Annotated in this window: 22 protein-coding genes; 18 read left to right on the top strand and 4 right to left on the bottom strand. The window is 37.8% G+C overall.

Annotation, left to right across the window (positions count from 1 at the left end):
* The first annotated feature begins 1 nt into the window (after nucleotide 1).
* From QUF91_RS25950 to QUF91_RS25915, 8 genes are all read left to right on the top strand, one after another.
* Nucleotides 2–958: a helical backbone metal receptor gene (locus QUF91_RS25950; RefSeq protein ID WP_289419813.1), complete on the top strand. Its 957-nt coding sequence runs from the start codon at nucleotides 2–4 to the stop codon at nucleotides 956–958.
* A 195-nt stretch (nucleotides 959–1,153) separates the two neighbouring features.
* A complete protein-coding gene (locus tag QUF91_RS25945; protein ID WP_289419812.1) occupies nucleotides 1,154–1,921 on the top strand; it encodes a tyrosine-protein phosphatase in 768 nt (255 codons plus the stop codon).
* A 614-nt stretch (nucleotides 1,922–2,535) separates the two neighbouring features.
* Nucleotides 2,536–3,921, top strand: coding sequence for an MATE family efflux transporter (locus tag QUF91_RS25940; RefSeq protein ID WP_285397410.1), 1,386 nt, complete (start codon nucleotides 2,536–2,538; stop codon nucleotides 3,919–3,921).
* Nucleotides 3,921–4,751, top strand: coding sequence for a putative RNA methyltransferase (locus QUF91_RS25935; protein ID WP_285397409.1), 831 nt, complete (start codon nucleotides 3,921–3,923; stop codon nucleotides 4,749–4,751). Before QUF91_RS25940 ends, QUF91_RS25935 begins: the two co-directional genes overlap by 1 nt.
* Nucleotides 4,752–4,903: 152 nt before the next feature.
* Nucleotides 4,904–5,512, top strand: coding sequence for a lysophospholipid acyltransferase family protein (locus QUF91_RS25930; protein ID WP_285397408.1), 609 nt, complete (start codon nucleotides 4,904–4,906; stop codon nucleotides 5,510–5,512).
* A gap of 70 nt (nucleotides 5,513–5,582) precedes the next feature.
* Nucleotides 5,583–5,963 carry a hypothetical protein gene (locus tag QUF91_RS25925; protein ID WP_285397407.1) on the top strand — a complete coding sequence of 127 codons (381 nt, stop codon included), beginning with the start codon at nucleotides 5,583–5,585 and terminating at the stop codon, nucleotides 5,961–5,963.
* Between the two features lie 23 nt (nucleotides 5,964–5,986).
* Nucleotides 5,987–6,451 (top strand): low molecular weight protein-tyrosine-phosphatase, encoded by a 465-nt coding sequence (locus QUF91_RS25920; protein ID WP_285397414.1) that lies wholly within the window; start codon nucleotides 5,987–5,989, stop codon nucleotides 6,449–6,451.
* Between the two features lie 214 nt (nucleotides 6,452–6,665).
* Nucleotides 6,666–7,385, top strand: coding sequence for a YebC/PmpR family DNA-binding transcriptional regulator (locus QUF91_RS25915; RefSeq protein WP_285397406.1), 720 nt, complete (start codon nucleotides 6,666–6,668; stop codon nucleotides 7,383–7,385).
* A 93-nt stretch (nucleotides 7,386–7,478) separates the two neighbouring features.
* Here the strand turns inward: QUF91_RS25915 and QUF91_RS25910 are convergent, their stop codons facing one another.
* Nucleotides 7,479–7,685 carry a hypothetical protein gene (locus QUF91_RS25910; protein WP_289419811.1) on the bottom strand — a complete coding sequence of 69 codons (207 nt, stop codon included), beginning with the start codon at nucleotides 7,683–7,685 and terminating at the stop codon, nucleotides 7,479–7,481.
* A gap of 281 nt (nucleotides 7,686–7,966) precedes the next feature.
* On the opposite strand from QUF91_RS25910, the gene QUF91_RS25905 reads away from it, so the two are divergent.
* The 7 genes from QUF91_RS25905 to QUF91_RS25875 all read left to right on the top strand — a co-directional run bounded on the left by QUF91_RS25905 (nucleotide 7,967) and on the right by QUF91_RS25875 (nucleotide 15,503).
* Nucleotides 7,967–9,709: a methyl-accepting chemotaxis protein gene (locus QUF91_RS25905; protein ID WP_289419810.1), complete on the top strand. Its 1,743-nt coding sequence runs from the start codon at nucleotides 7,967–7,969 to the stop codon at nucleotides 9,707–9,709.
* Nucleotides 9,710–9,794: 85 nt separating this feature from the next.
* Complete coding sequence (locus QUF91_RS25900; RefSeq protein ID WP_289419809.1) at nucleotides 9,795–10,370, top strand: YdcF family protein; 576 nt, start codon at nucleotides 9,795–9,797, stop codon at nucleotides 10,368–10,370.
* Nucleotides 10,371–10,444: 74 nt separating this feature from the next.
* A complete protein-coding gene (locus QUF91_RS25895; protein ID WP_289419808.1) occupies nucleotides 10,445–12,142 on the top strand; it encodes a M3 family oligoendopeptidase in 1,698 nt (565 codons plus the stop codon).
* A gap of 216 nt (nucleotides 12,143–12,358) precedes the next feature.
* Nucleotides 12,359–13,444: an AI-2E family transporter gene (locus tag QUF91_RS25890; protein WP_289419807.1), complete on the top strand. Its 1,086-nt coding sequence runs from the start codon at nucleotides 12,359–12,361 to the stop codon at nucleotides 13,442–13,444.
* A gap of 11 nt (nucleotides 13,445–13,455) precedes the next feature.
* The gene (locus tag QUF91_RS25885) at nucleotides 13,456–14,079 is read left to right on the top strand and encodes an NUDIX hydrolase (RefSeq protein ID WP_285397401.1); all 624 of its coding nucleotides are present in this window, start codon (nucleotides 13,456–13,458) and stop codon (nucleotides 14,077–14,079) included.
* A 116-nt stretch (nucleotides 14,080–14,195) separates the two neighbouring features.
* Nucleotides 14,196–14,660, top strand: a complete 465-nt coding sequence (locus QUF91_RS25880; RefSeq protein ID WP_289419806.1) for a hypothetical protein — start codon at nucleotides 14,196–14,198, stop codon at nucleotides 14,658–14,660.
* 231 nt (nucleotides 14,661–14,891) lie between these two features.
* Nucleotides 14,892–15,503 (top strand): alpha/beta hydrolase, encoded by a 612-nt coding sequence (locus QUF91_RS25875; protein WP_285397399.1) that lies wholly within the window; start codon nucleotides 14,892–14,894, stop codon nucleotides 15,501–15,503.
* Nucleotides 15,504–15,552: 49 nt separating this feature from the next.
* Here the strand turns inward: QUF91_RS25875 and QUF91_RS25870 are convergent, their stop codons facing one another.
* From QUF91_RS25870 to QUF91_RS25860, 3 genes are all read right to left on the bottom strand, one after another.
* On the bottom strand, nucleotides 15,553–17,664 hold the full coding sequence (locus QUF91_RS25870) for an MMPL family transporter (RefSeq protein ID WP_289419805.1): 2,112 nt from the start codon (nucleotides 17,662–17,664) through the stop codon (nucleotides 15,553–15,555).
* A gap of 112 nt (nucleotides 17,665–17,776) precedes the next feature.
* The gene (locus tag QUF91_RS25865; RefSeq protein WP_289419804.1) at nucleotides 17,777–18,793 is read right to left on the bottom strand and encodes an inorganic phosphate transporter; all 1,017 of its coding nucleotides are present in this window, start codon (nucleotides 18,791–18,793) and stop codon (nucleotides 17,777–17,779) included.
* Nucleotides 18,794–18,813: 20 nt separating this feature from the next.
* A complete protein-coding gene (locus QUF91_RS25860) occupies nucleotides 18,814–19,434 on the bottom strand; it encodes a DUF47 domain-containing protein (protein WP_285397396.1) in 621 nt (206 codons plus the stop codon).
* Nucleotides 19,435–19,917: 483 nt separating this feature from the next.
* Between QUF91_RS25860 and QUF91_RS25855 the strand changes: the two genes are divergently transcribed.
* Genes QUF91_RS25855 through QUF91_RS25845 form a run of 3 tightly spaced genes read left to right on the top strand, consistent with a single transcriptional unit; the run spans nucleotide 19,918 to nucleotide 22,143 of the window.
* Nucleotides 19,918–20,136: a hypothetical protein gene (locus tag QUF91_RS25855; protein ID WP_289419803.1), complete on the top strand. Its 219-nt coding sequence runs from the start codon at nucleotides 19,918–19,920 to the stop codon at nucleotides 20,134–20,136.
* A gap of 2 nt (nucleotides 20,137–20,138) precedes the next feature.
* On the top strand, nucleotides 20,139–20,825 hold the full coding sequence (locus QUF91_RS25850; RefSeq protein ID WP_289420128.1) for an ABC transporter ATP-binding protein: 687 nt from the start codon (nucleotides 20,139–20,141) through the stop codon (nucleotides 20,823–20,825).
* 1 nt (nucleotide 20,826) lies between these two features.
* Nucleotides 20,827–22,143, top strand: a complete 1,317-nt coding sequence (locus QUF91_RS25845) for an ABC transporter permease (RefSeq protein ID WP_285399034.1) — start codon at nucleotides 20,827–20,829, stop codon at nucleotides 22,141–22,143.
* Nucleotides 22,144–22,349 lie beyond the last annotated feature (206 nt).

Below are 22,349 nucleotides of genomic sequence, written 5' to 3'. Positions count from 1 at the left end.
AATGAAGAAAATGTTTAAGCTACAATGGCTTTCTGTGCTGATGCTGGCCTTCGTATTAGTTGGCTGTGGCGCGAAAGAAGATACTAATAAAGAGACTGTTTCTAAAGAAGATCAACAAGTTGAGAAAACAAGTTATAAAGTTAAGGATGATCGTGGTGTAGAAGTAGAGTTTAATGCAGTGCCTAAAACTATTGTTTCATTACAACCAAGTAATACAGAAATATTATTTGCACTAGGCGTTGGCGACAAAATCGTTGGTGCAACTGAGTTTGATACGTATCCAGAAGAAGCAAAAAAAATTGAGCGTGTGTCAAGTTCTACAACATTCAATAGTGAGCGTATTTTAGCGTTAAAGCCAGATGTAGTTATTGCTTATACAACTGGTAGTGATGATGAAAACTTAAATGCTCTAAAAGTTCTTGAAGATGCAGGAATTAAAGTTTTTGCCATTAAATCGGCTACTTCATTTGATGATGTTTACGGTGATATCCAACAAGTTGCATCTGTTATGGGGATAGAAGACAAAGGTGAAAAGTTAAATGAAGATATTAAAGCTAAAATTGCTGAAGTCCAAGCAAAAGTAAAAGATGTAAAAGCAAAAAATATTTATTTAGAAATTAGTCCAAAGCCAGATATATATACAACTGGTTCTGGTACATTCCAACAAGAGATTTTAAATGCTGCAAACGTGAAAAATGTATTTGCTGATCTCGAAAGCTGGCAAAAGGTATCTGAGGAAGATGTCATTGCGAAAAATCCAGAAGTGATTTTAACAACAGTGAATACGGAAAACTCAGCAGCAGAAATTCTTGCACGTGGTGGATGGAATTCAATTACAGCGATTCAAAATAAAGCGGTTTATTTTATAGATCCTGATATCTCAAACCGTCCAGGTCCACGTATTGGTGAAGCTGTTGAGCTAATAGCAAAAGCGGTATATCCTGAGCTTTTTAAATAATTTATATTGATTTTAGAGCTGTCCTTCATCAAGGGCAGCTTTTTTTGATTGTATCCAAACTGACGGATATAACCATCAAAGTAACTGATAAAAAGGGGGAGTGACTACATTTCCTAGTGTGAAAATTGGTATTATATCGAATTGTTCTATAGAATAAAGATAAGGAAGCTTGCTAACAGAGGGAGGTGGCAGTGAATGAAACAATTTGATATGAAGATTATTCCGTTTGAGGCTGTTCATAATTTTCGTGATATGGGTGGATATAAGTCAAGAGATGGGCGTTCTGTAAAGGATGGCTTGTTTTATCGTTCAGCGGCGCTTGGCAAAATGACGATAGCAGACAAGAAGCTTTTTGAAACGCTAGGTGTCCAAACAATTTTTGATTATCGTGATAACCATGAAGCGCAAAACAATCCTAATCCGGTATTCCCACATGCTAAATATATTCAAATACCGGCAAAGGGCAATCACGCTTTCGAGATGCCTACAAATGCCGGAGGAAAAGATTTTTATAAGGTTGTAAGTCCAGAGATGTTCCGAGAATTTTATGCTCAAATGCCTTTTAATAATGCTTCGTTTAAGGAGTTAATGGTAACGATTCAAAACCCTGAAAATTTAGGGCTTGTACATCATTGTGCAGTAGGGAAGGATCGAACAGGTATCGGCGGTGCACTTATTTTACTCGCTTTAGATGTACCTGAGGAAACAATCATGGCGGACTATTTAAATACAAATATACATTTACGTCCCTTGGTAGAAAAGATGGCCCAAGCAATTCAGCAAGACTATAGCGATCGAGAATTACAGCAATTTTATGCATTAATGTCTGCCCGTGAGGATTATTTACAAGCAGCATTTGATGCAATGGATAACAAATATGGTTCTAAGACCGCATTTTTAGAGCAAGAGTTTGGTCTAACAAAAGAAAAGCGCGAGCAATTACAAACACATTGCTTAACATGATAGGAAACCCTTTCACATAGAATTGTGAGAGGGATTTTTTATGGTAATATACTAGCTTTGCATAATCTTTTTGATGATTCATTATAAAACTCTTTACAGTCTAAAAAACTATGATAAGATACTATATATTTTTATCAGACGTGTTGATAAGGAAAAAATAGGTTTAGTATTGAGTGATAAAAGGATTTTTTGTTGGCTCATCACTAAAAGTTGTGGATGACATTTTTTAAAATATATACGCTGTATTTTAGTTGATTGGAGTGGAGGCTGGGCGACTCCTTGGGGATCAGCGTCACAGATGAGACCCTGGAGCGAGCAGGTAGAGGAACGAAGGCTAAAAACATCACATCCTGTGATAACGCCTTCGTGACCTACATCGTGTAGGCCTAAGCGGCTCATCGGACGCCCCCAGGAAGCTCTGCTCTGCGCGAAAGCGAAGCGTCAGCGGCAAATGTTTTATCTGTGCGAAAGCGTAGCGTCAGCAACAAAGCGCCCAGTCGGAATGGAAATCAACCACACGTTTTGGTGAAGAGCCTCTTTGAATTAATTTGAATTTAAAAATGATTAATCAACACACTTGTATTTTTATAAATGTATAGGAGAAGTGAAAAGTATTGGCAGATACATTAAGAGAAAGTGATATAAGAGAGCCGAATAAGTTAAGTTTATTCCATTTAACGTGGCCGATATTTTTAGAAGTATTTTTATTTATGTTGATGGGATTAGCTGATACTTTTATGCTCAGTGCTTTATCAGATAATGCTGTATCAGGGGTTGGTGCTGCCAATCAATATATTCATATTGCAATTTTAATACTTGAAGTAATAGGTAATGGTGCTTCTATTGTTGTGTCACAATATTTAGGCTCAAGGCGTATTTTTGAAGCTGCGAAGATTTCTGCTTTAGCCATAACGATGAATTTGGTCGTTGGACTAATGATGAGTATCTTATTTTTCTTCTGTTCTAGTCATTTAATGACGATGATGAACTTGCAGGGTGATGTGCTTCAATACGCGCAAAGCTATTTAGTCATTATCGGGAGTTTTATTTTTTTACAGGCAATTATCAATGCGTTAGCGGCGATTATCCGTGTACATGGTAGGACAAAGCAAACGATGTATGTATCGCTAGGTATGAATGTTCTACATGTTGTATTAAATTACGGTTTGATTTTTGGTAACTTAGGATTGCCAGAGCTAGGTGTAAAAGGAGCGGCTATTTCCTCAGTTATAAGTCGTGGATTAGCAGTTCTTGTGTTTTTCTGGTTGTTGTATCAAGTCATGGAAGTAAGATTGAAGCTACAATATTATTTCGAGTATTCTAAGGAATATGTTCGAAAAATATTAAACATAGGCTTGCCGTCAGCGTTTGAGCAGGTGCTTTATCAGTTTTGTCAGATTGTCTTCTTATATTATGCAACGTATTTAGGATCAGAAACGCTTGCAGCAAGACAATATGCCATGAATATTTCGATGTTTACGTATTTGTTTGCGATTGCAATCGGTACAGGGACAGCTATTATTATTGGGCGTTATGTCGGTGCTGGTAAAAAGGATGAGGCTTATCATCAGCTGTGGTCAAGTGTACGTGCAGCTTTTGTCTTTACGATAACGATGGTTGTAGTTGTGACTATATTCCGGAAGCAGCTTATGCACGTTTTTACTGATGATCCAGAGGTAATAGCCATCGGAGCATCTGTGCTAGCATTAAGTATTCTGCTTGAGACAGGTCGTACGATGAATATCGTGGTTATTAACTCTTTGCGTGCCTCAGGGGATGCGAGGTTTCCAGTGAAAATTGGTTTTTTATCGATGGTTTGTATGAGCCTTCCACTCGGTTACTTGTTCGTTTTCGTTTTAGATTGGGGCTTAGTCGGTATTTGGCTGGCGATTTCGGCAGATGAATGGATGCGAGCCATTATTGTATACTTTAGATGGAGAAGTCGTAAGTGGGAGCGTTTCGCACTTGTTCCATCTACAGAACAGAAGGAGGCAAATTAATGGGGGCACTTTCTAAAAGAGCTGCAGGGGCAGCCTTAATGGATAAAAATATAACGCTTTTTGCTTGTCCGATTTGTCAGGAGTCAATGAGTGTTTTTGAGCAGGGTAGACTAGTATGCTCCTCAAATCATTCTTTTGATATTGCCAAGCAGGGCTATGTCAATATGCTGACACATGGTGCTATTTCTAAGTACAGTAAAGACCTCTTTGAATCTCGAAAAGCGGTTATTGATAGTGGTATCTACGATTTAGTAGAAGATAAAATTGGAGAGCTCATTGCGAATGCAGAAACCGTGCTTGATACAGGGTGTGGTGAAGGTTCACATTTAGCCCGTATTATGGCGAAGAAACATGGGATTGGCATTGGTATTGATATAGCGAAAGAAGGCATACTTGCTGCATCTCGACATTATCCAGAACAAATTTGGTGTGTTGGTGATTTAGCGAAAAGTCCATTTGCAAGATCAAGCTTCGATGCCATCTTAAACATTTTATCTCCTGCAAATTATGAAGAATTTAAACGTCTATTAACTAGGAATGGTTGTGTTGTGAAGGTTGTACCTCAAAGCGGGTACTTACATGAGCTTCGAGCACAATTGTATGCGGATTCTACTAAAGAGTCGTATTCGAATGAACAAATAGTTGCTCGTTTTAAAGAAAGCTTTGCCGATGTTAGTGTAGAGCGTATTACTTATACGGTACCGTTAGCTCTAGAGCTTGTACCAGCACTGCTTGAAATGACACCAATGGGCTGGCATAAAAAAGAGGGGGCAACTATCCATTTAAATGAAATTACGATTGATGTTGATGTATTAGTGGGAAAGGTTTAACTACTTTCAGTTAGTGTTTTTTGTACCGAAAGTGTAGCGACAGAAGTGAAAGTCTCCGGCGGATGTCACGGATTTATTTCACATGCAATTGCAGTACACAGGCATTTTCGATTACAATGGGAGTAACTATTGAATAAGGTAGGAATGGAACAGTGTATAAATTTATAGCGAATGTTGTAAAAGTGATATTAAAATTATCGGGCTCAAAAGCGCGTGTATATGAAGAGCAAAACTTACCGAAGGAAGGTGGTTTTATTATTGCATGTACACACACGGGTTATGTTGATATTTTAAATCTTGGTGTTGCAGTATTCCCTCGGGAAATCCACTTTATGGCTAAAAAGCAATTGTTTGATATAAAGGGTCTTGGTTGGCTTATAGAGCGTTTAAATGCCTTTCCGGTTGACCGTGACAATCCAGGTCCAAGCGTTATTAAAATTCCTTCACAGTTATTGAAGGAGGGTAAAATTGTTGGGATTTTCCCATCCGGTACGCGAAATGCTGAAGGTACGGATTTAAAGCAAGGTGCTATTACAATAGCACAATTGTCAAAAGCGCAAATTTTACCAGCCGCTTATGTTGGTGCGCGTAATGCTGGTGATATTTTTAAACGTGGAAAGGGCTATCTAATTTATGGCGAGCCATTTTATGTAACAGGCAAGGGTAAAGACGGGCGTGAGGAATTTACACATCGTCTTGAGCATGAACTGTTAGCTTTAACAGAGGAATTAGAAAAGCGCATTGCAACAGAAAAAAATTAAATCAGAATAGAAGGCACTCAAAATCAAGTTTGATTTTGGGTGCTTTATCTTCATTCAGCAGATGTTTTCTGTGCGAAAGCGTAGTGCAAACGTAGCGGCAGCAACAACAGATGTTTTCTGTGCGAAAGCGAAGCGACAGCAACAAAAGGGTTTCGTCTGTGCGAAAGCGAAGCGGCAGCAACAAAATGTTTTCTGTGCGAAAGCGAAGCGACAGCAACAAAATGTTTTCTGTGCGAAAGCGAAGCGACAGCAACAAAATGTTTTCTGTGCGAAAGCGAAGCGACAGCAACAAAATGTTTTCTGTGCGAAAGCGAAGCGACAGCAACAAAATGTTTTCTGTGCGAAAGCGAAGCGACAGCAACAAAATGTTTTCTGTGCGAAAGCGAAGCGACAGCAACAAAAGGGTTTTCTGTGCGAAAGCGAAGCGGCAGCAACAATTACAGCAAGGTGAAATGGATTGTAGGAGGAGTAAAAATGATTCGAGTACTTTTTGTATGTTTGGGAAATATTTGTCGCTCACCAATGGCTGAAGCGGTCATGCGTGATTTAGTAGAGAAAGAGCATTTGAGTCAGAAAATCGAAGTAGATTCGGCTGCAACAAGCTCCTGGCATATTGGTGAACCTCCGCACAGAGGAACACAAGATAAGCTGAAAGAATACGGCATCTCAACGAAAGGGATGCAAGGGCGACAGTTACAAAAGGCAGACTTTGAAAATTTCGATTACCTTATTGGCATGGATGAAAGTAATATACGCAATATACAAACGATGCTGGGCAATCCTAATTCTCCAAAGATTTTCCGTTTTTTAGATTTAACTGACCATCAAAAAGACGTGCCAGATCCATATTATACAGGAGATTTTCAAGAAACTTATAATCTGGTTTTAGAAGGCTGTCATGCATTATTAGAAAAAATCAAAGTAGAAAGCCAATTGTAAAGTGAATCTAGGTGAAGCAGTTTTTTACAAATTTATTCTTCAGAAAATCACTTTAAACATTGGCATATCTAGCTTTGTAAGCATCATTTGTGTTATTATTTGCAGAGTAATTCCGGACGCAATTATGCCGATGCATAATTGATTCACTATTTACAGATGGCATCTACCCATCTATGATTTTTATAAACTTAAACATTGAAAGAGAGTGGAAACAATGGGTCGTAAGTGGAACAATATTAAAGAAAAGAAAGCGTCTAAAGACCAAAGCACAAGCCGAATCAACGCAAAATTCGGACGTGAAATTTATGTGGCAGCTAAATCAGGCGAGCCAGATCCTGAATCAAACCGTGCCCTTAAAGTTGTCCTTGAACGAGCAAAAACATACAGTGTTCCTAAGCATATTATTGAAAAAGCAATTGATAAAGCAAAAGGTGGCGGCGATGAAAACTTCGACGAATTACGCTATGAAGGCTTCGGACCAGCTGGCACTATGTTAATCGTTGATGCTTTAACAAATAATGTTAACCGTACAGCTTCTGATGTACGTGCAGCATTTGGTAAAAACAATGGGAATATGGGTGTCAGTGGATCTGTTGCCTACATGTTTGATTCAACAGCGGTTATCGGTTTAGAAGGTAAATCTGCAGATGAAGTTCTTGAAATTTTAATGGAAGCAGATGTTGATGCTCGTGATATTCTGGAAGAAGATGAGGCTGTCATTATTTATGCGGAGCCGGACCAATTCTTTGCTGCACAAGAAGCATTAAAAGCAGCTGGTGTTCAAGAATTTACAGTAGCAGAGCTTTCTATGCTTCCACAAACAGAAGTAGCATTAACTGGTGACGATGTAGCGAAATTTGAAAAACTAATTGATGCATTAGAAGATTTAGAAGACGTACAAAATGTTTACCATAATGCAGATTTAGGCGAATAAGAAAATAATTAATAGAACCAGTAGCGTTTAAAGCTACTGGTTTTGTATTATGAAAAACTATTGTAAATTAACAGGTGTGTTGATTAACCATTTTTATACATTTAAATTAATTCGAAGAGGCTGATTTCCGCTACGGGCTACTCGCTTTGTCGCTGACGCTTCGCTTTCGCACAGAAAACCCTTTTGTTTGTCGCTGCCGCTTCGCTTTCGCACAGAAAACATCCGCTCCGTCGTGCAGGGTCTCATCTGTCTCGCTTTATGTGGGAAATCATGTAGCCTTGAACGTAAAATCACTTTCATGTTAGGGAAGACTCTTTTATCAATCGATTAGACAGTCTGTCACTGATGCTATAACTACATTTAAACTAGGATAAAAATCAAAAAACTATTTTTCCATAGGGTATACCTCTGCAGAAAGATAGTTTTTTTCTTAACCAGAAAAATATTTGTAGTAGCATATTTGTCTAAAAAAGCAAATAATTCGTCCTTACATTGCAATTTACCCATTGTGAAAAAATTCAAACCATAACATAATATAGATTAATAGTCTTGGTGAATGAAGAAAAAAAGGGGGCTAAAGCATGAGGTTTTTACGTTCGATACAGGGGAAATTAATTATTATTTCATTAGCATTATTAATCATACCAAGCTTGATTATTGGTTTAGTTAGTTATAGTAAAGCTAAAAATGGTATGGAGAATATTGGGGAACAAGTAATTAAGAATAGTGTTGAATCTACTCTGCAATTAATCGAGCTTGCAAATGAAAGTGTTGAAAAGGGTGATATTCCTTTAGAAGTCGCACAGGAGCGAGTGAGGGAGGCAATACTTGGACCGAAGGATAGTGACGGAAAGAGGCCGATCAATTATCCTGGAGATTTGGGAGAGTACGGATATATTTACGTCTTAGATGATAAAGGGACATTAACAACTCATCCGACTCGAGAAGGGGACAACCTATGGAATGATCAAGATAGTAGCGGCAACTATTTTATTCGGGAAGTAACCGACAAAGCACTTGCTGGCGGAGGTTTTACACAATATGAATTTGAGTTACCGGGTCAAGATGAAATAGCTGATAAAATAATTTATTCTGCAAAAGATCCTCACTGGGGATGGATTATAGCATCAGGTACATATATGCAAGACTTCAATAAAGGAGCTAATTCATTATTACTCGTGATCGGTATTACATTAATAGGTGCTATCATTATTGGTACAGCAGTTGTCATAATGGTTTCTAGACATTTGGCTTTACCAGTTCAAAAATTATCTAAACGCGTACGTGAGGTAGCCAAAGGGAATTTAACAGTAGAAATTGAGGATCTACAACGCTCTGATGAAATTGGTCAGCTAAATGAAGGCTTTAATGAAATGGTTGATCAACTGAAAACATTAATTACAGATGTAGAGGAAGCTATTGTAGAAATTCAATCGACATCGTCAAATTTAACATCTGTGGCAGAGGAAACGAACGCTTATGGAGATGAAATAGTAAAAGCGATTAATGAGGTTTCAAGCGGTGCAGTAAAGCAAGCATCAGATGCTGAGGATACGAATAGAATTGCCATTGAATTTGCTCAGCAGATTGAATTATTGCATGACAAAAATGGAGTAATGCTTGATGCATCTCAACATATGAAGCAATCAAATCAAGAAGGTCTCGTTAATTTAAACAGCTTAAAAGAGAAATCACATGAGTCCTCCGAATTGATTAATAACGTTCAGTCTGTCTTTAATAGCTTAATTGTGAAAGTCAGAGAAATCGAAGGCATTGTTGGTACCATTACCGAGATTTCTAATCAGACGAATCTACTTGCATTAAACGCATCAATAGAAGCGGCTAGAGCGGGTGAGCACGGCAAGGGATTTGCGGTTGTTGCTGAGGAAGTACGTAAGCTTGCGGATCAAACATCTGTAGCAACTGAGCTAGTGCGTACAACGATAAAGGGAATTGAAAGTGAAACTAATTTAGTGAACGATGAGATGAAGAAAACAAACGTCATTGTTCGTCAGCAAAATGATTCGGTTGCTATAACAGAGTCATCCTTTACGGAAATCGAATTGGCTGTAGAAAAAATCATTGCTGTTATTGGGGAAATGACTACGGGGGTAGAATATTTGAACAGCTCAAAGGATAACATTATACAATCTATCGAAAGTATTGCGATGATTAGTGAGAAAAATGCTGCTGCTTCAGAGGAAGTAACGGCATCCGTTGATGAACAACAGCACGCCATTCAGATTGTAAGTGAATCTTCCAATGATTTAACAGATGAAATAACGGCATTACAGGACTCTATTAAGCGCTTTATAATAAGATAATTAATCAGGATGTTTGTACAGAATTGCTCGTACAGCATCCTTTTTCTTCTCTTATCGTTAATAAAAGGTAAGGGAGGGGTAAGTTGTGAAAAAATGGGTGTTGAGAGTGGGTATTTTACTACTCGCTGTGGGTGGTATTGTTTTTATTTGGCTCGGCGAAGAGATGAAACAAGGTGTCCAGCCGGTTGCGAACGGCACAGCTGAATATTTGATTGTACTAGGGGCGAAGGTAAAACCGGGGGGAGTTCCATCGCTGTCTTTGAAAAATAGATTAGAAGAGGCTGTAAAATATTTAAAAAAGTATCCTCATGTAAAAGTAATTGTTTCGGGTGGGCAAGGAGCAGATGAAGATCGAACAGAGGCTTCTGTAATGCTTAAGTACTTACAGGATAATGGTATTGATGCTAACAGAATATTAGTGGAAGACCAATCTACATCAACTTACGAGAACTTATTATTTTCTAAAGAACTATTGCCTAAAGGAACAAAGCGAATCACGATTGTCTCTAATGATTTTCATTTAAAGCGTGCAAAGTATTTAGCTGAGTCTTTAGATTTTGAAGTAGATGTCGTTGCGGCAAAAACACCAAAATCAGTGGAAGCAAAGCTAAAGATACGTGAAAGAGCAGCGCTATTAAAAACATATATAATTGGCTACTAAATTGTTTCTTAATAAGATAGATTTGGCATATAATAGAAAGATAACGGGGTATATGACAGAAAGAGGGGAATTCTATGAAAACGTTTAAAGACTATGAATACAGCCGTCCAAATATTGAGGTAATGAAAGAGCAACAATTATCTTTAATTGAGCAATTTAAAAATGCTCAAACGATGGACGAACAAAGTGGGATAATCGGAAAGTTAAACGCAATAAGTAATGATTATGCTACAATGGCGAACTTAGTGTATATTCGTGCTTCGATTGATACAAATGATGAATTTTATCATGCAGAACGCGATTATTTCGACGAGGTTGGCCCTGAGCTAGAAGAGGTAACAACAGAATATTATAAAGCACTAATCGTTTCACCATTCCGTGAGCAGTTAGAAGGAAAATGGGGACAGCAATTATTCGATCTAGCAACTTATCAAATTAAAGGCTTTTCACCAACAGTCATTGATTTAATGCAAAAGGAGAATAAGCTTGTTTCAGAATACAATAAACTAGTTGCATCTGCGCAAATTGATTTTAATGGTGAAACATTAACACTTGCACAGCTTGGCCCATATGCGGAGTCTACTGATCGTACAATGCGTAAGGCGGCAACAGATGCACGCTTTGGCTTTTTTGCGGGGCATGAAGAGGAATTTGATCGATTATATGATGAACTGGTCAAGGTGCGTCATGAAATTGCTGTTAAATTAGGATATAAAAACTATGTCGAGCTAGGCTATATTCGAATGAATCGCATTGATTATAACGCAGAAATGGTAAAGAAATTCCGTGACCAAGTTCGAGATTTAATCGTACCGCTTGCAACAAAATTATACGAACGTCAGGCGAAACGCATTGGTATTTCAGACCTTAAGTTCTATGATGAAGCATTAAACTTTTTATCAGGAAATGCTACGCCAAAAGGTGATCCAGAGTGGATTGTTGCAAACGGTAAAAAAATGTATGAAGAGCTATCACCTGAAACTGGTGAATTCTTCAACTTCATGATTGACCATGATTTAATGGACTTAGTGGCGAAGAAAGGAAAAGAGAGTGGCGGTTATTGTACATTTATCGAAAACTATCACTCACCATTTATCTTCTCGAACTTTAATGGTACTTCGGGTGATATCGATGTGTTAACACATGAAGCTGGGCATGCTTTCCAAGTTTATTCAAGCCGTGACATCGGAATCCCGGAATATTTATGGCCGACATATGAATCTTGTGAAATTCATTCGATGAGTATGGAATTTTTCACATGGCCATGGATGGAGCTATTCTTTAAGGAAGACACGGAAAAATATAAGTTTACACACTTAAGTAGCGGCTTATTATTCCTTCCTTACGGTGTTGCAGTTGATGAGTTCCAACATGTGATTTATGAAAATCCGAATATGACACCAGCTGAACGTAAAGCTGCGTGGAAAAAAATTGAGGAGACATATTTACCACACCGTGACTATGATCATAATAGTTATCTAGAGGCAGGCGGTATATGGCAACGTCAGGCACATATTTATGCAAGTCCGTTCTATTACATTGATTACACGTTAGCGCAAATTTGTGCATTCCAATTCTGGAAACGTTCACGTGAAGAATTTGAAGCTGCTTGGAAGGATTATATTCATTTATGTGGTTTAGGGGGCTCTATGTCCTTTACAAAGCTTGTAAAAGAAGCAGGCTTAATTTCGCCATTTGAGGACGGCTGTGTTGAATCCGTAATCGGTGATATTGAAAATTACTTAAATTCAGTAGACGATACAAAATTATAAACAGTTAAGTTACGCAACAGAAGTGAAGATTCGCGATACTCCTACGGGAAAACAAGTTATGCAAGCCCTTTTAGATAGAGAGGCTGGCGGAACGTCCGTGGGAGGGTAGCGATTTTTTTGTTTCAAAACCTATTTTATTTGATAATAAATAATAGGATACTTGCGAAATGGTAAATATATAAGTAGTATTTCAGTATATGTGATAAAAGGAAGTGAATGAAAGTGACGAGGAAAGTTTGGTTTCAAGTATGTGTAGGGATTTTACTTGTTCTATTAATCATTAAATATTTTGTAGAGATTCATTGGATCTTTTCACCGCTTGTCATTATTTTAAAAACTATTTTTGTCCCTTTGTTACTTGGTGGTGTTTTGTACTATGTAACAGAGCCAATTCAAAGGTTTTTAGAAAAACAAAACTGGCCGAGATGGTCAAGTATATTGACAATAGTCATTGGACTTATGGCAATCGCTGTTGGCTTTGGTTGGGTTGTTGGTAATCCGATTGCAGAACAGTTAAATAAGCTAGTGAAAAATGCACCAATGATTAGTGCGGGTATTCAAGATGCAACTGATTATGTGTTGAGAAACAGGGAGAACTTCCCACCGCAGTTAAAAGAGATGATCGATAGTATCGCGAATTCTGTACAAGATATTGCCATTGTGGCAAGTAAGGGGCTAGTTTCGTTTTTACAATCAGTTGTATCTGCCTCTTTATTAGCTATTTTAATTCCATTCTTCTTTATCTTTATGTTAAAGGATCATGAAAAATTTGCACCATCGATTTATAAATATTTCAGTGGTGAACGCCGTGAATGGGTGAAAAAGACGTTAAGTGAAATTGATGGTGTACTACGTAGCTATATTCAAGGGCAGCTACAAATTAGTTTTTTACTAGCGCTCATGATGTATGTCGGGTATTTAGTGATGGGTCTAGAGTATTCGTTGCTACTTGTCATATTCGCGTTCTTTATGAATATGATTCCATTTATTGGACCTTGGATTGCCTTTGCGCCAGCAGTAGTTGTAGCAGTTATTCAAGATCCAGTTCTAGTAATATGGGTATCTGTTGTCACACTCGTGGCACAGCAAATTGATAGTAACTTTATAACACCTAATGTAATGGGTAAAACACTCGATATACATCCGTTAACAGTTATTACGATTATTTTAGCAGCGGGTAAAATTGCAGGCTTCATCGGCATTATGATTGCTGTACCATTTTATGCTGTAATAAAAGTTATCGTATCTAATATTTACGATAAGCGTAACGCGATTAAGGATAAGGCTACGAAGTCAGTATAGGAGTCGAAAAAATGGAACAGGAAATTGTGAAAGTTTTTAATGAGCAGCATGAACAGATCGGGACAGCAACGAGAGCAGAAGTGCATGAAAAAGGGCTGTGGCATGAAACATTCCACTGTTGGCTAGTCAATGAGGACTATATTTATTTCCAAATCCGTAGTGCACAAAAAAAGGACTACCCTGGTTTACTTGATATTACAGCAGCAGGGCATCTGTTAGCCACCGAGACAGTAGAATCAGGAATACGTGAAGTGAAGGAAGAGCTAGGACTTGATATTCACGTTCACGAAATTGTTAAAATGGGCATGACGTCTTGTAGTATCGTTTCGAAAAATATGATCGACAATGAATTTTGTCATGTTTTCACATATCCATTCAAACATGATTGGGATTCATTTGAGCTACAATATGAGGAAGTATCAGGGGTCGTTAGAGCAAAGCTTGATGAGGCAGAGGCATTCTTTTTAGGAGAAACTGCTACGCTTAATATTGAAGGCTATGAATACTTCCCTGATGGTATACGTGCGAAAATTGTGCGTCCAGTAAGTGCTGCACAATTCGTCCCTTATCGGGAACTTTACGTTGCACATGTTATACAGTTTGTAAAAGATAAAATGTTTAATAAAACGTCATGAGTAATTGATAAAATGTAGGACAAGCTTTTTATAAGGCTTGTCCTATTTTACTTCGATATAACAGGAAAAATAAGTTATACTGTAAGGTAGATTGAATAGAAAAGGAGCATTTTTATATGCTAACATTTGAACAAAAACAAACCATCATCGAGTCATTCTCTGAACTTACAAAGAAGGAAGTTTCATTAAAACGCTTAAATTATCACTTGATGGAGAGCCTTTATGAAAAGACCATCGTTGTAGAAAAGCTACACCCAAATGGCAACGGCTTTGTCTTTGTTGGTGATTTATTGCGCTATGAGGAAGAAGCAAATGATAAAGGTCTAGTAAATATTCGTGACTATAATGAACAACAGCTTCGTGAAATTATTGAAGATTCCATTCAATATTTATCGGAAGAAGTAGAAGAGCAAGAGCCAATTGAAGAGATATGGCAAAGTCGTGAAGGTACTCAATTAAAGCTAGCCTTTGAGCAACGTTCTTGGAATGTTTATCATGGTGAAAATTTAGAGGAAGCCTTTGGTACACATGATGCTGCGAAAGAATATTTACTAGAAGAGGGCTTTCGTAAAAAGAAATAAGTAACTCGGGGGAGCATAACAATGAATGGGAAAAAAATAGTGGGAATAGTTATTGTTTCTGTTATAGCTGTATGTTTAATTTCGGTATTTTCGATTAAAAACTTTTATAAAAACAATGTGGAACAGCCAAATCGCGAAAATCGAGAAATTAATAAGTCAAAGAGCTTGAATTTAATTTTGCCACAGGCTACAATTATCTCGAATTCGAGGTAATTGAGAGGTGGATTGTCAATGCATCACGTTTTTCATAAAGGAACAGATAAAACAAAACCAACTTTTTTACTGTTACATGGTACAGGTGGAAATGAACAAAGCTTAATGGGTCTTGCAAAGGAAATTGATGATACAGCAAGTATTTTAAGTGTCCGCGGAAATGTACTTGAAAATGGTATGCCACGCTTTTTCCGTCGATTAGCGGAAGGTGTTTTTGATCTAGAGGATTTAATTTTCCGGACGAAGGAATTAAATGACTTTTTATTAGAGGCGGCGCAGCAGTATAGCTTTGATCGTAATCGAGTTGTTGCAATTGGCTATTCAAATGGCGCAAACATTGCTGCTAGCCTATTATTCCATTTTGAGAATGCTCTAGCAGGCGCAATACTGCATCACCCAATGGTACCTAGACGCGGTATTGAATTGCCTGCACTTTCTTCAATCCCTGTCTTTATCGGTGCTGGAACGAATGATCTAATGTGTTCTGCGCAGGAATCGGAAGACTTAGAGGCGCTTTTAACGTCCGCAGGGGCAAAGGTGACGACGAAATGGTTTGATTATGGTCATCAGCTAACTATACCTGAGGTAGGAGCAGCAAAAGAATGGTATGACCGTAGTTATTTGAAATAAGAAAAATCCGCAACCTTTGTGTGAGGAAGCGGATTTTTTAGTTCTATTTTTATTTCTGTTTCTTCGCGAAGGGTAGCCACCAATTCCAATCCCCAAGGAGCTTCATAAGACTTGGAACGAGCAAAAGACGAATAATAGTTGCATCAATGGCGACTGCAATAGCTATACCAACACCAATTTGCTTCACTGGCAGCACATCTGTGAAGGCGAATGCCCCTGTTATGACAATCATAATAAGCGCTGCTGATGTAATGATTCGACTTGTAGAGGTTAGACCGTCAATTGTAGCCCGTGTATTATCTGCCCCTTTTTGATATTCCTCTTGAATACGTGATATTAAAAAGACTTCATAGTCCATACTTAAGCCGAATACAAGGCAAAATACGATTACTGGAATTATAAGCACGATTGTACCTGCTTCAATTCCTAAATGTCCGTATTGGAAAATATAGACGAGAATACCAAACGCCGATGAAAGTCCAATGATATTCATTATAATCGCTTTTAGTGGAATTAAAATAGAACGGAAAGCGAGCATTAAAATAAAGAACGTTGATACGATAATAATGGATACGGCCAAGAAAATTTTACTAGCAATTTCATCGAAAATTTCTTGGTTGAATTTCGCAGGACCGCCGAGTGCAAAATCGACGCCTAGATCTTTATCTTTCCATGTTCGAGCGAATTTTTGAGCGGTAGTTGATGAACCAGCTGCATCTAATGTAATTGGGATAAAGAGTTGTGTGTCCTTTGAAAAAGTATTTAAAACTGGTTTTAATTGTTCTGCCATTTGTGGGATTTCCAAAGAAGCAGTCAGTTCCTTAGGTGACTTAATGTTTGCGGTCGTATAAACGGTTGATACATTTTTCACCAGTGGATCATCAAGTAGCTTTTCTTGGATATTGTAAATTAGCTCTCGTCCTTCACTATCTTCCCAGCCTTCTTTACGTTCTGCTAGTAAATATAAAGTTGAGGTATCACCAAGTCCGAACGTTTCGTCTAATTTATCATATGCTGCACGTGCCTCATATTTTGTCGGTAATGAATCCACCTGAGGAATTGTAAGTTCAAGATCCTTCAATGGAATCATGCCAATACCTAGTAATAATAATGCCGAAATAACGATGGTAACCGGATGTTTCATAACAAAACCTGCAAAGCCACGCCAGCGATTTGCTCCACCAGGCTTTATACGTAATAACCGCCATTTATTGAGACGATCCCCTAGTAGCATCATTGTAGCAGGTAGCAAGGTTAAGCCAGAAAGTACGGCAAGTAATACAACAATTGTGCCTCCTAAAGCGATATTGTGAAATATTTCGACATCAATGACAACCATGGCACCTAAACCGATCATGACACAAACAGCAGAAAAGATGATAGAACGGCCAGCTGTCTGTATAGCTGTTTGGATAGCCTGTACAACAGATGTATGGCCACGTTCTTCGCGATATCGATTAATGAACAACAAGGCAAAATCGATGCTTAAAGCTAGTCCAAGCATTGGTACTATATTTAACACAAAAATCGATAAATTAACATCATTACTAAGTAATGTCAAAATACCAAACGCAGTGACAACTGTAACAACGCCAATAACAATCGGTAAGATTGAGGCTACAACAGTACCGAAAGCGAGTAATAGCACTATGATAGCGATTGGTAAGCCTATTGCTTCCGCTGACGCTAAATCCTTTTGACTTGCTGTATTGATATCTTCTGAAATAACAGGCCCACCTGTAATGCTCACACCATCTTCCTCTATTAACGAACGGATGTCCTTCACAACATCAGGTAGATTATCAACATCATTTTTAAAATGAACCATGGCATAGGCTATACCATTCTTTTGTAAAGTGGGATCTTCAAGCGGTGACTGGATTGAATGAATTTCTTTTATTTTTTCCAACTTTTTTAAAGTATCTTGAATTTTCTTATCCTCAGCCGGATCAAAGACGACTAAAATTGTATCGGAAGGCAAATCAAATGTTTCTGCGAGCTCATTTGTTACGTAGGTGTGATCTCCTTCAACAAAAAAACCATCACCATGAAGCTTGCTTGGAAGTTGTATTGCAAATAAAGCCAAGGTGATAAAAAGAACGAACCAAATAGCTACGATTGCTTTAGCGTGAGCTGTTATAAAGGCTGAAAAAGTTTTCATAGTAGTGTACTATCCTCCTTATAAATAGTGTAAAGGATGCATCACATTTTGTCGTGTGACAATGTAAAGACTCCTGTCGGACAAGGAACAGGAGTCTTAGTGTGTAATCAAATTAAATAAATAAAGATAACAAAAAGTAAATAACAGCTGCCATAACGGCTGAAATTGGCATTGTAATAATCCAAGTAGTTACGATTTTTCGTGCCATTCCCCAGTTTACACCACGTACACGTTGTGCAGAGCCAACACCCATAATAGAGGAAGAAATAACGTGTGTTGTGGATACTGGTAAGTGAATTAATGTAGCACCGAAGATAACGGATGCAGAAGCTAAATCTGCTGCTACTCCATTTACAGGACGAATTTTCATAATTTTACCGCCGACTGTTTTAATGATTTTATAGCCACCGATAGAAGTACCAAGCCCCATTGCAGCTGCTGCTGAAGCTCGTACCCAAAAAGGAATATCATCCCCTGTGTGCAAACCAGCAGCGATTAACGCCATCGTTATAATCCCCATTGCCTTTTGCGCATCGTTTGTACCATGTGTAAAAGATTGAATGGCGGCAGTGAAAATTTGCATCGTACGGAAACCTTTATTCGTACGATATAGATTTAAGTTTTTAAACAATAATTTAAATAGTGTCATCATAATAAAGCCAGCGCAAATCGCAAGGATTGGTGATAGCACTAGTGCTATAATGATTTTAGTAAAACCGCTATAGTTTAGAACTCCGAAGCCAGCAGATGCAACAGCTGCACCAGCAATGGACCCAATCAGAGTATGTGAAGAACTTGATGGAATACCAAAATACCATGTTAGTAAGTTCCAAATAATAGCTGAAATTAATGCTGCTAAAATAACGACTGAGCCTGTTGTGTCTCCTGGAAAGGCATTTAAAGCGAATGGATCTACAATATCTTTTGTTATAGCTTTTGCAACACCGACGAAGGTAATAGCTCCAATAAAGTTCATCGTCGCTGCCAACAGAATAGCTACACGTGGTTTCAATGCTCTAGTGGAAACCGACGTTGCGATAGCATTTGCTGTATCATGGAAACCATTGATAAAGTCAAATGTTAGGGCAAAGATTACGATTAGTACGGTTAGTATAATGATTGTGTTCATTGTAAGTGCCCATCTCCTAATTACGCGTTACGCATGATAATTGTTTCCATTGTATTTGCAACGTTTTGACAATGATCAGCGATATCTTCAAGTTGTTCATATATATCTTTAAATTTAATAAGTCGAATCGGATCTTTTTCATTTACAAATAATTTTTTAATAGATGAGCGTTGTACTTCATCACATTCACGCTCATAGTCTTTAATAAGAATTGCGTGTGGACGCATGCCAATAAGATTCTTTTTCTTTAACTCTTCTGTTGCTTTAACAATTTCGTCAGCACTTTTTGAAATATAGCCTAAGAAAATACGCATTGATTCATCAACTTCTGTTAGGGAAAACATTTCAAAATGAGCGATACAATGCTCCGTACCATCTAATACGTCGTCCATGCGAATGGCAAATTCTAGAATGTCTTCGCGTTCGATAGGCGTCATAAATGATTTGTTTAGCATCACAATCAGTTCATGAATGAGCTTATCACCAGCTGTTTCGTAATTTTTCATAGTAATACTAATCTCTTTTAGGTCAGCTACACTGTTAATACGAAAATCATTTGCGTAATGTACGGCCTCTCTCATATTCTCAGCAATTTTATGCAAAGCTATAAAGAAAGGGTCTTGTTTTTTTGAGTTAAGCATGTAAATCGAATCCTCCTGGATATAAATAAATTAAACGACCTCTAAACTTTACTATCATAACAAAATCTTTAATTTATCTACATAAAATTCATCTAATCTACATAAAACTTTACATTCCTGTAATATACAAATTGTTCACAAAATAATAAAGGTATCCCTGTATTTGTTTTTATTGATACAGAGAAACGCTTTGGAAATAGGGTTTATAAAGATCTCTACTTTCTGTTTAATACAAAAGAATACTATGGAGACATAGAATTTTGAATAAATTATATGTCTGAATTGTAAAGGAAATGTAAAGGAATCGTTTTGCTCATAGTTTTCCATTTTCTTAAGAATATCTTCATTTTTATCCTTCAACTTTATTAAGAATTCTTGACTACAATAAAGGATGAAGGGCTCATCACCCAAAGTTCGGGATGACATTTTTAAAAAATATATGGGCTGTATATTTGTTGATTGTAGTGGAGACTGGGCGACTCCTTGGGGATCAGCGTCACAGATGAGACCCTGGAGCGAGCAACGCGAGTGAAGCGGCTCATCGGACGCCCCCAGGAAGCTCTGCTCTGCGCGAAAGAGTCAGCGGCAAATCTTTTATCTGTGCGAAAGCGTAGCGTCAGCAACAAAGCGCCCAGTCGGAACGGAAATCAACCACACGTTTTGGTGATGAATCTAAAGAATGAAGAAGGGGCGTTTATTTGAAAATGATTCAAGTCGAGAATTTACAACATACATTTTTAATCGGAAAAAAGGGCAAGGAAAAACAGGTTCCAGTATTAAAAGGTGTCAACTTTGAGGTGAAAAAAGGAGAGATTGTCGCAATTGTTGGCAAAAGTGGCTCTGGAAAATCAACCTTATTACAAACTTTAGCTGGTTTTATGAAATCTGAACAAGGGTCTATTAAGGTAAACGGAAAAGAAACAGCTAAACTCACGGAAACAGAGAGTGCCGCTTTTCGCTTGCAACAGTTTGGATTTATCTTTCAAAACTTTCAACTGATGCCTGGCTTAACAGCGTTTGAAAATATTGAACTACCTTTAAAATTACAAGGTACTAAAAAAGCTGCGCGTAAAGAAAAGGTAGAGAGATTAATGGACAAGGTTGGTCTAACGGAAGTGGCAGACCATTATCCAAATGAATTATCTGGTGGTCAGCAGCAGCGTGTAAGTATTGCGAGAGCCCTGATTACAAATCCACCTGTCTTGTTGGCGGATGAGCCGACAGGAAGTCTTGATTCGGAAACGGAGCAAGATATATTGTTACTTATTCAAAGTTTAAACCTTGAGCTTGGTTTAACATTTGTCATCATTACTCACGACGAGGAAGTAGCGACTATAGCACATCGACGTTTCCGCATGTACGATGGTGAGCTTGTAAAGGAGGAAGCATAACATGTTATTTAAAGACCAATTAGATTTTGTTACACAGCATATAAAGAAAAATAAACTACGTGTTTTTATGACAGTGCTAGCGGCAACAATGGGCTGTGCATTTTTAATTGTCCTCGCCTCAGTCGGATTTGGGCTTCAGGATTCATTACGCAATGAAATATTATCGAATGAAAAAGTTACGAAAATTCAAGTGTTTGGCGATAAACAATTTACAGATGATCAAATACATGAAATAAAAGATATAGAGCATGTGGAAACTGTGCTCGAAACGATTACTGTCAATGCATCTGCTCACTCATTTTTTGAGGGACGTGATACGAATTCTGAAGTATTCGTTGCTAATATGAAAGATTTTGAGCAAGTAAATGGCAAGCTTGCAGAAGGAAAGTATCCATCAAAGCCAAATGAAATCATTGTAGGTTATCATTTTGCTCAAACGTTAGTAAATGATGCCGAACGTAATATTATTGAAGAGAAAAATAAAAAAGCTGAAGCAGAAGGCACGTATTATGATGGAAGTGAGGAAGGTTATAAGGACTCATTAATTGGCAAAGAGATTGAATTGTCATTAGTACCTCATGATAATGCGACAAAAGAGATGGCGAAAATGAAATATACGATTGTCGGTGTCATGAAGAAGCCTTCTTATGATTGGATGATCAATAACTCAATTTATATGGACGCAGAGCAAAAGCCGGTGCTAGCTGCAAATTTAGTAGCTGGTGATGTTAAAGAGGATGAAATGTTTAATTCTGAGTTTAATATTTTTGCTGATAGTATGGAAAATGTAAAGCCAATATTAGACAAGCTAAAAGACAAAGGTTATAGCGTATACTCGGTTACTGAAGAATTGGATCAAATGAATGTATTTTTCCTAGTATTAAAAATTGGTTTAATATTTGTAGGAACAATTGCAGTATTAATCGCATCAATTGGTATTTTCAATACAATGACAATGGCAGTTACAGAGCGTACTCGTGAAATTGGTGTTTTAAAGGCGATCGGAGCAAGTCCAAAGCTTATTAAGCGATTATTCTTAATGGAAAGTACATTCATCGGTATTGTAGGTACTTTGTTAGCTGTAGTAATTTCATATGTTATTAGCTTTGTGGCCAATGCCGCATTGCCTTTAATTTTAGAAGCAGCAACAGGTGAAGATGCATTTAGTAGAAATGAAATTACATTTTCTCTTATTCCTTGGCAGCTTGTTATCATTGCATCAGCAATTAGTATCGGTGTAGCGATGATTTCAGGCTATCGTCCAGCACGCAAAGCCACAAAAATTGACGTTATTCAAGCTTTAAGACAAGAACTATAATAATGAAAAGGCGATCCAAATGTTTTTGGACCGCCTTTTTGATAGAGCAAATTTAGAAATACCCGCGCGTCGCCATGAAATACCCGCGGAAGGAGAGCGAATACCCGCGCGTCCATGAAATACCCGCGGGAGGAGGGCGAATACCTGCGCGTCATCATGAAATACCCGCGGAAGGAGGGTAAATACCCGCGCGTCCCCATGAAATA

The organism is Lysinibacillus sp. G4S2 (assembly GCF_030348505.1).
GTDB lineage: Bacteria > Bacillota > Bacilli > Bacillales_A > Planococcaceae > Lysinibacillus.
The sequence above is the reverse complement of the archived record's forward strand: the minus strand, read 5'-3'. Positions and strand labels throughout refer to the sequence as shown.

Coding starts and splice junctions, on each gene's coding strand:
- QUF91_RS25905 (WP_289419810.1), top strand. CDS start 7,967: ATGAGGTTTTTACGTTCGATACAGGGGAAATTAATTATTATTTCATTA.
- QUF91_RS25935 (WP_285397409.1), top strand. CDS start 3,921: ATGGGGGCACTTTCTAAAAGAGCTGCAGGGGCAGCCTTAATGGATAAA.
- QUF91_RS25880 (WP_289419806.1), top strand. CDS start 14,196: ATGCTAACATTTGAACAAAAACAAACCATCATCGAGTCATTCTCTGAA.
- QUF91_RS25895 (WP_289419808.1), top strand. CDS start 10,445: ATGAAAACGTTTAAAGACTATGAATACAGCCGTCCAAATATTGAGGTA.
- QUF91_RS25860 (WP_285397396.1), bottom strand. CDS start 19,434: ATGCTTAACTCAAAAAAACAAGACCCTTTCTTTATAGCTTTGCATAAA.
- QUF91_RS25850 (WP_289420128.1), top strand. CDS start 20,139: ATGATTCAAGTCGAGAATTTACAACATACATTTTTAATCGGAAAAAAG.
- QUF91_RS25890 (WP_289419807.1), top strand. CDS start 12,359: ATGAAAGTGACGAGGAAAGTTTGGTTTCAAGTATGTGTAGGGATTTTA.
- QUF91_RS25910 (WP_289419811.1), bottom strand. CDS start 7,685: ATGAAAGTGATTTTACGTTCAAGGCTACATGATTTCCCACATAAAGCG.
- QUF91_RS25875 (WP_285397399.1), top strand. CDS start 14,892: ATGCATCACGTTTTTCATAAAGGAACAGATAAAACAAAACCAACTTTT.
- QUF91_RS25885 (WP_285397401.1), top strand. CDS start 13,456: ATGGAACAGGAAATTGTGAAAGTTTTTAATGAGCAGCATGAACAGATC.
- QUF91_RS25865 (WP_289419804.1), bottom strand. CDS start 18,793: ATGAACACAATCATTATACTAACCGTACTAATCGTAATCTTTGCCCTA.
- QUF91_RS25915 (WP_285397406.1), top strand. CDS start 6,666: ATGGGTCGTAAGTGGAACAATATTAAAGAAAAGAAAGCGTCTAAAGAC.
- QUF91_RS25920 (WP_285397414.1), top strand. CDS start 5,987: ATGATTCGAGTACTTTTTGTATGTTTGGGAAATATTTGTCGCTCACCA.
- QUF91_RS25950 (WP_289419813.1), top strand. CDS start 2: ATGAAGAAAATGTTTAAGCTACAATGGCTTTCTGTGCTGATGCTGGCC.
- QUF91_RS25945 (WP_289419812.1), top strand. CDS start 1,154: ATGAAACAATTTGATATGAAGATTATTCCGTTTGAGGCTGTTCATAAT.
- QUF91_RS25870 (WP_289419805.1), bottom strand. CDS start 17,664: ATGAAAACTTTTTCAGCCTTTATAACAGCTCACGCTAAAGCAATCGTA.
- QUF91_RS25845 (WP_285399034.1), top strand. CDS start 20,827: ATGTTATTTAAAGACCAATTAGATTTTGTTACACAGCATATAAAGAAA.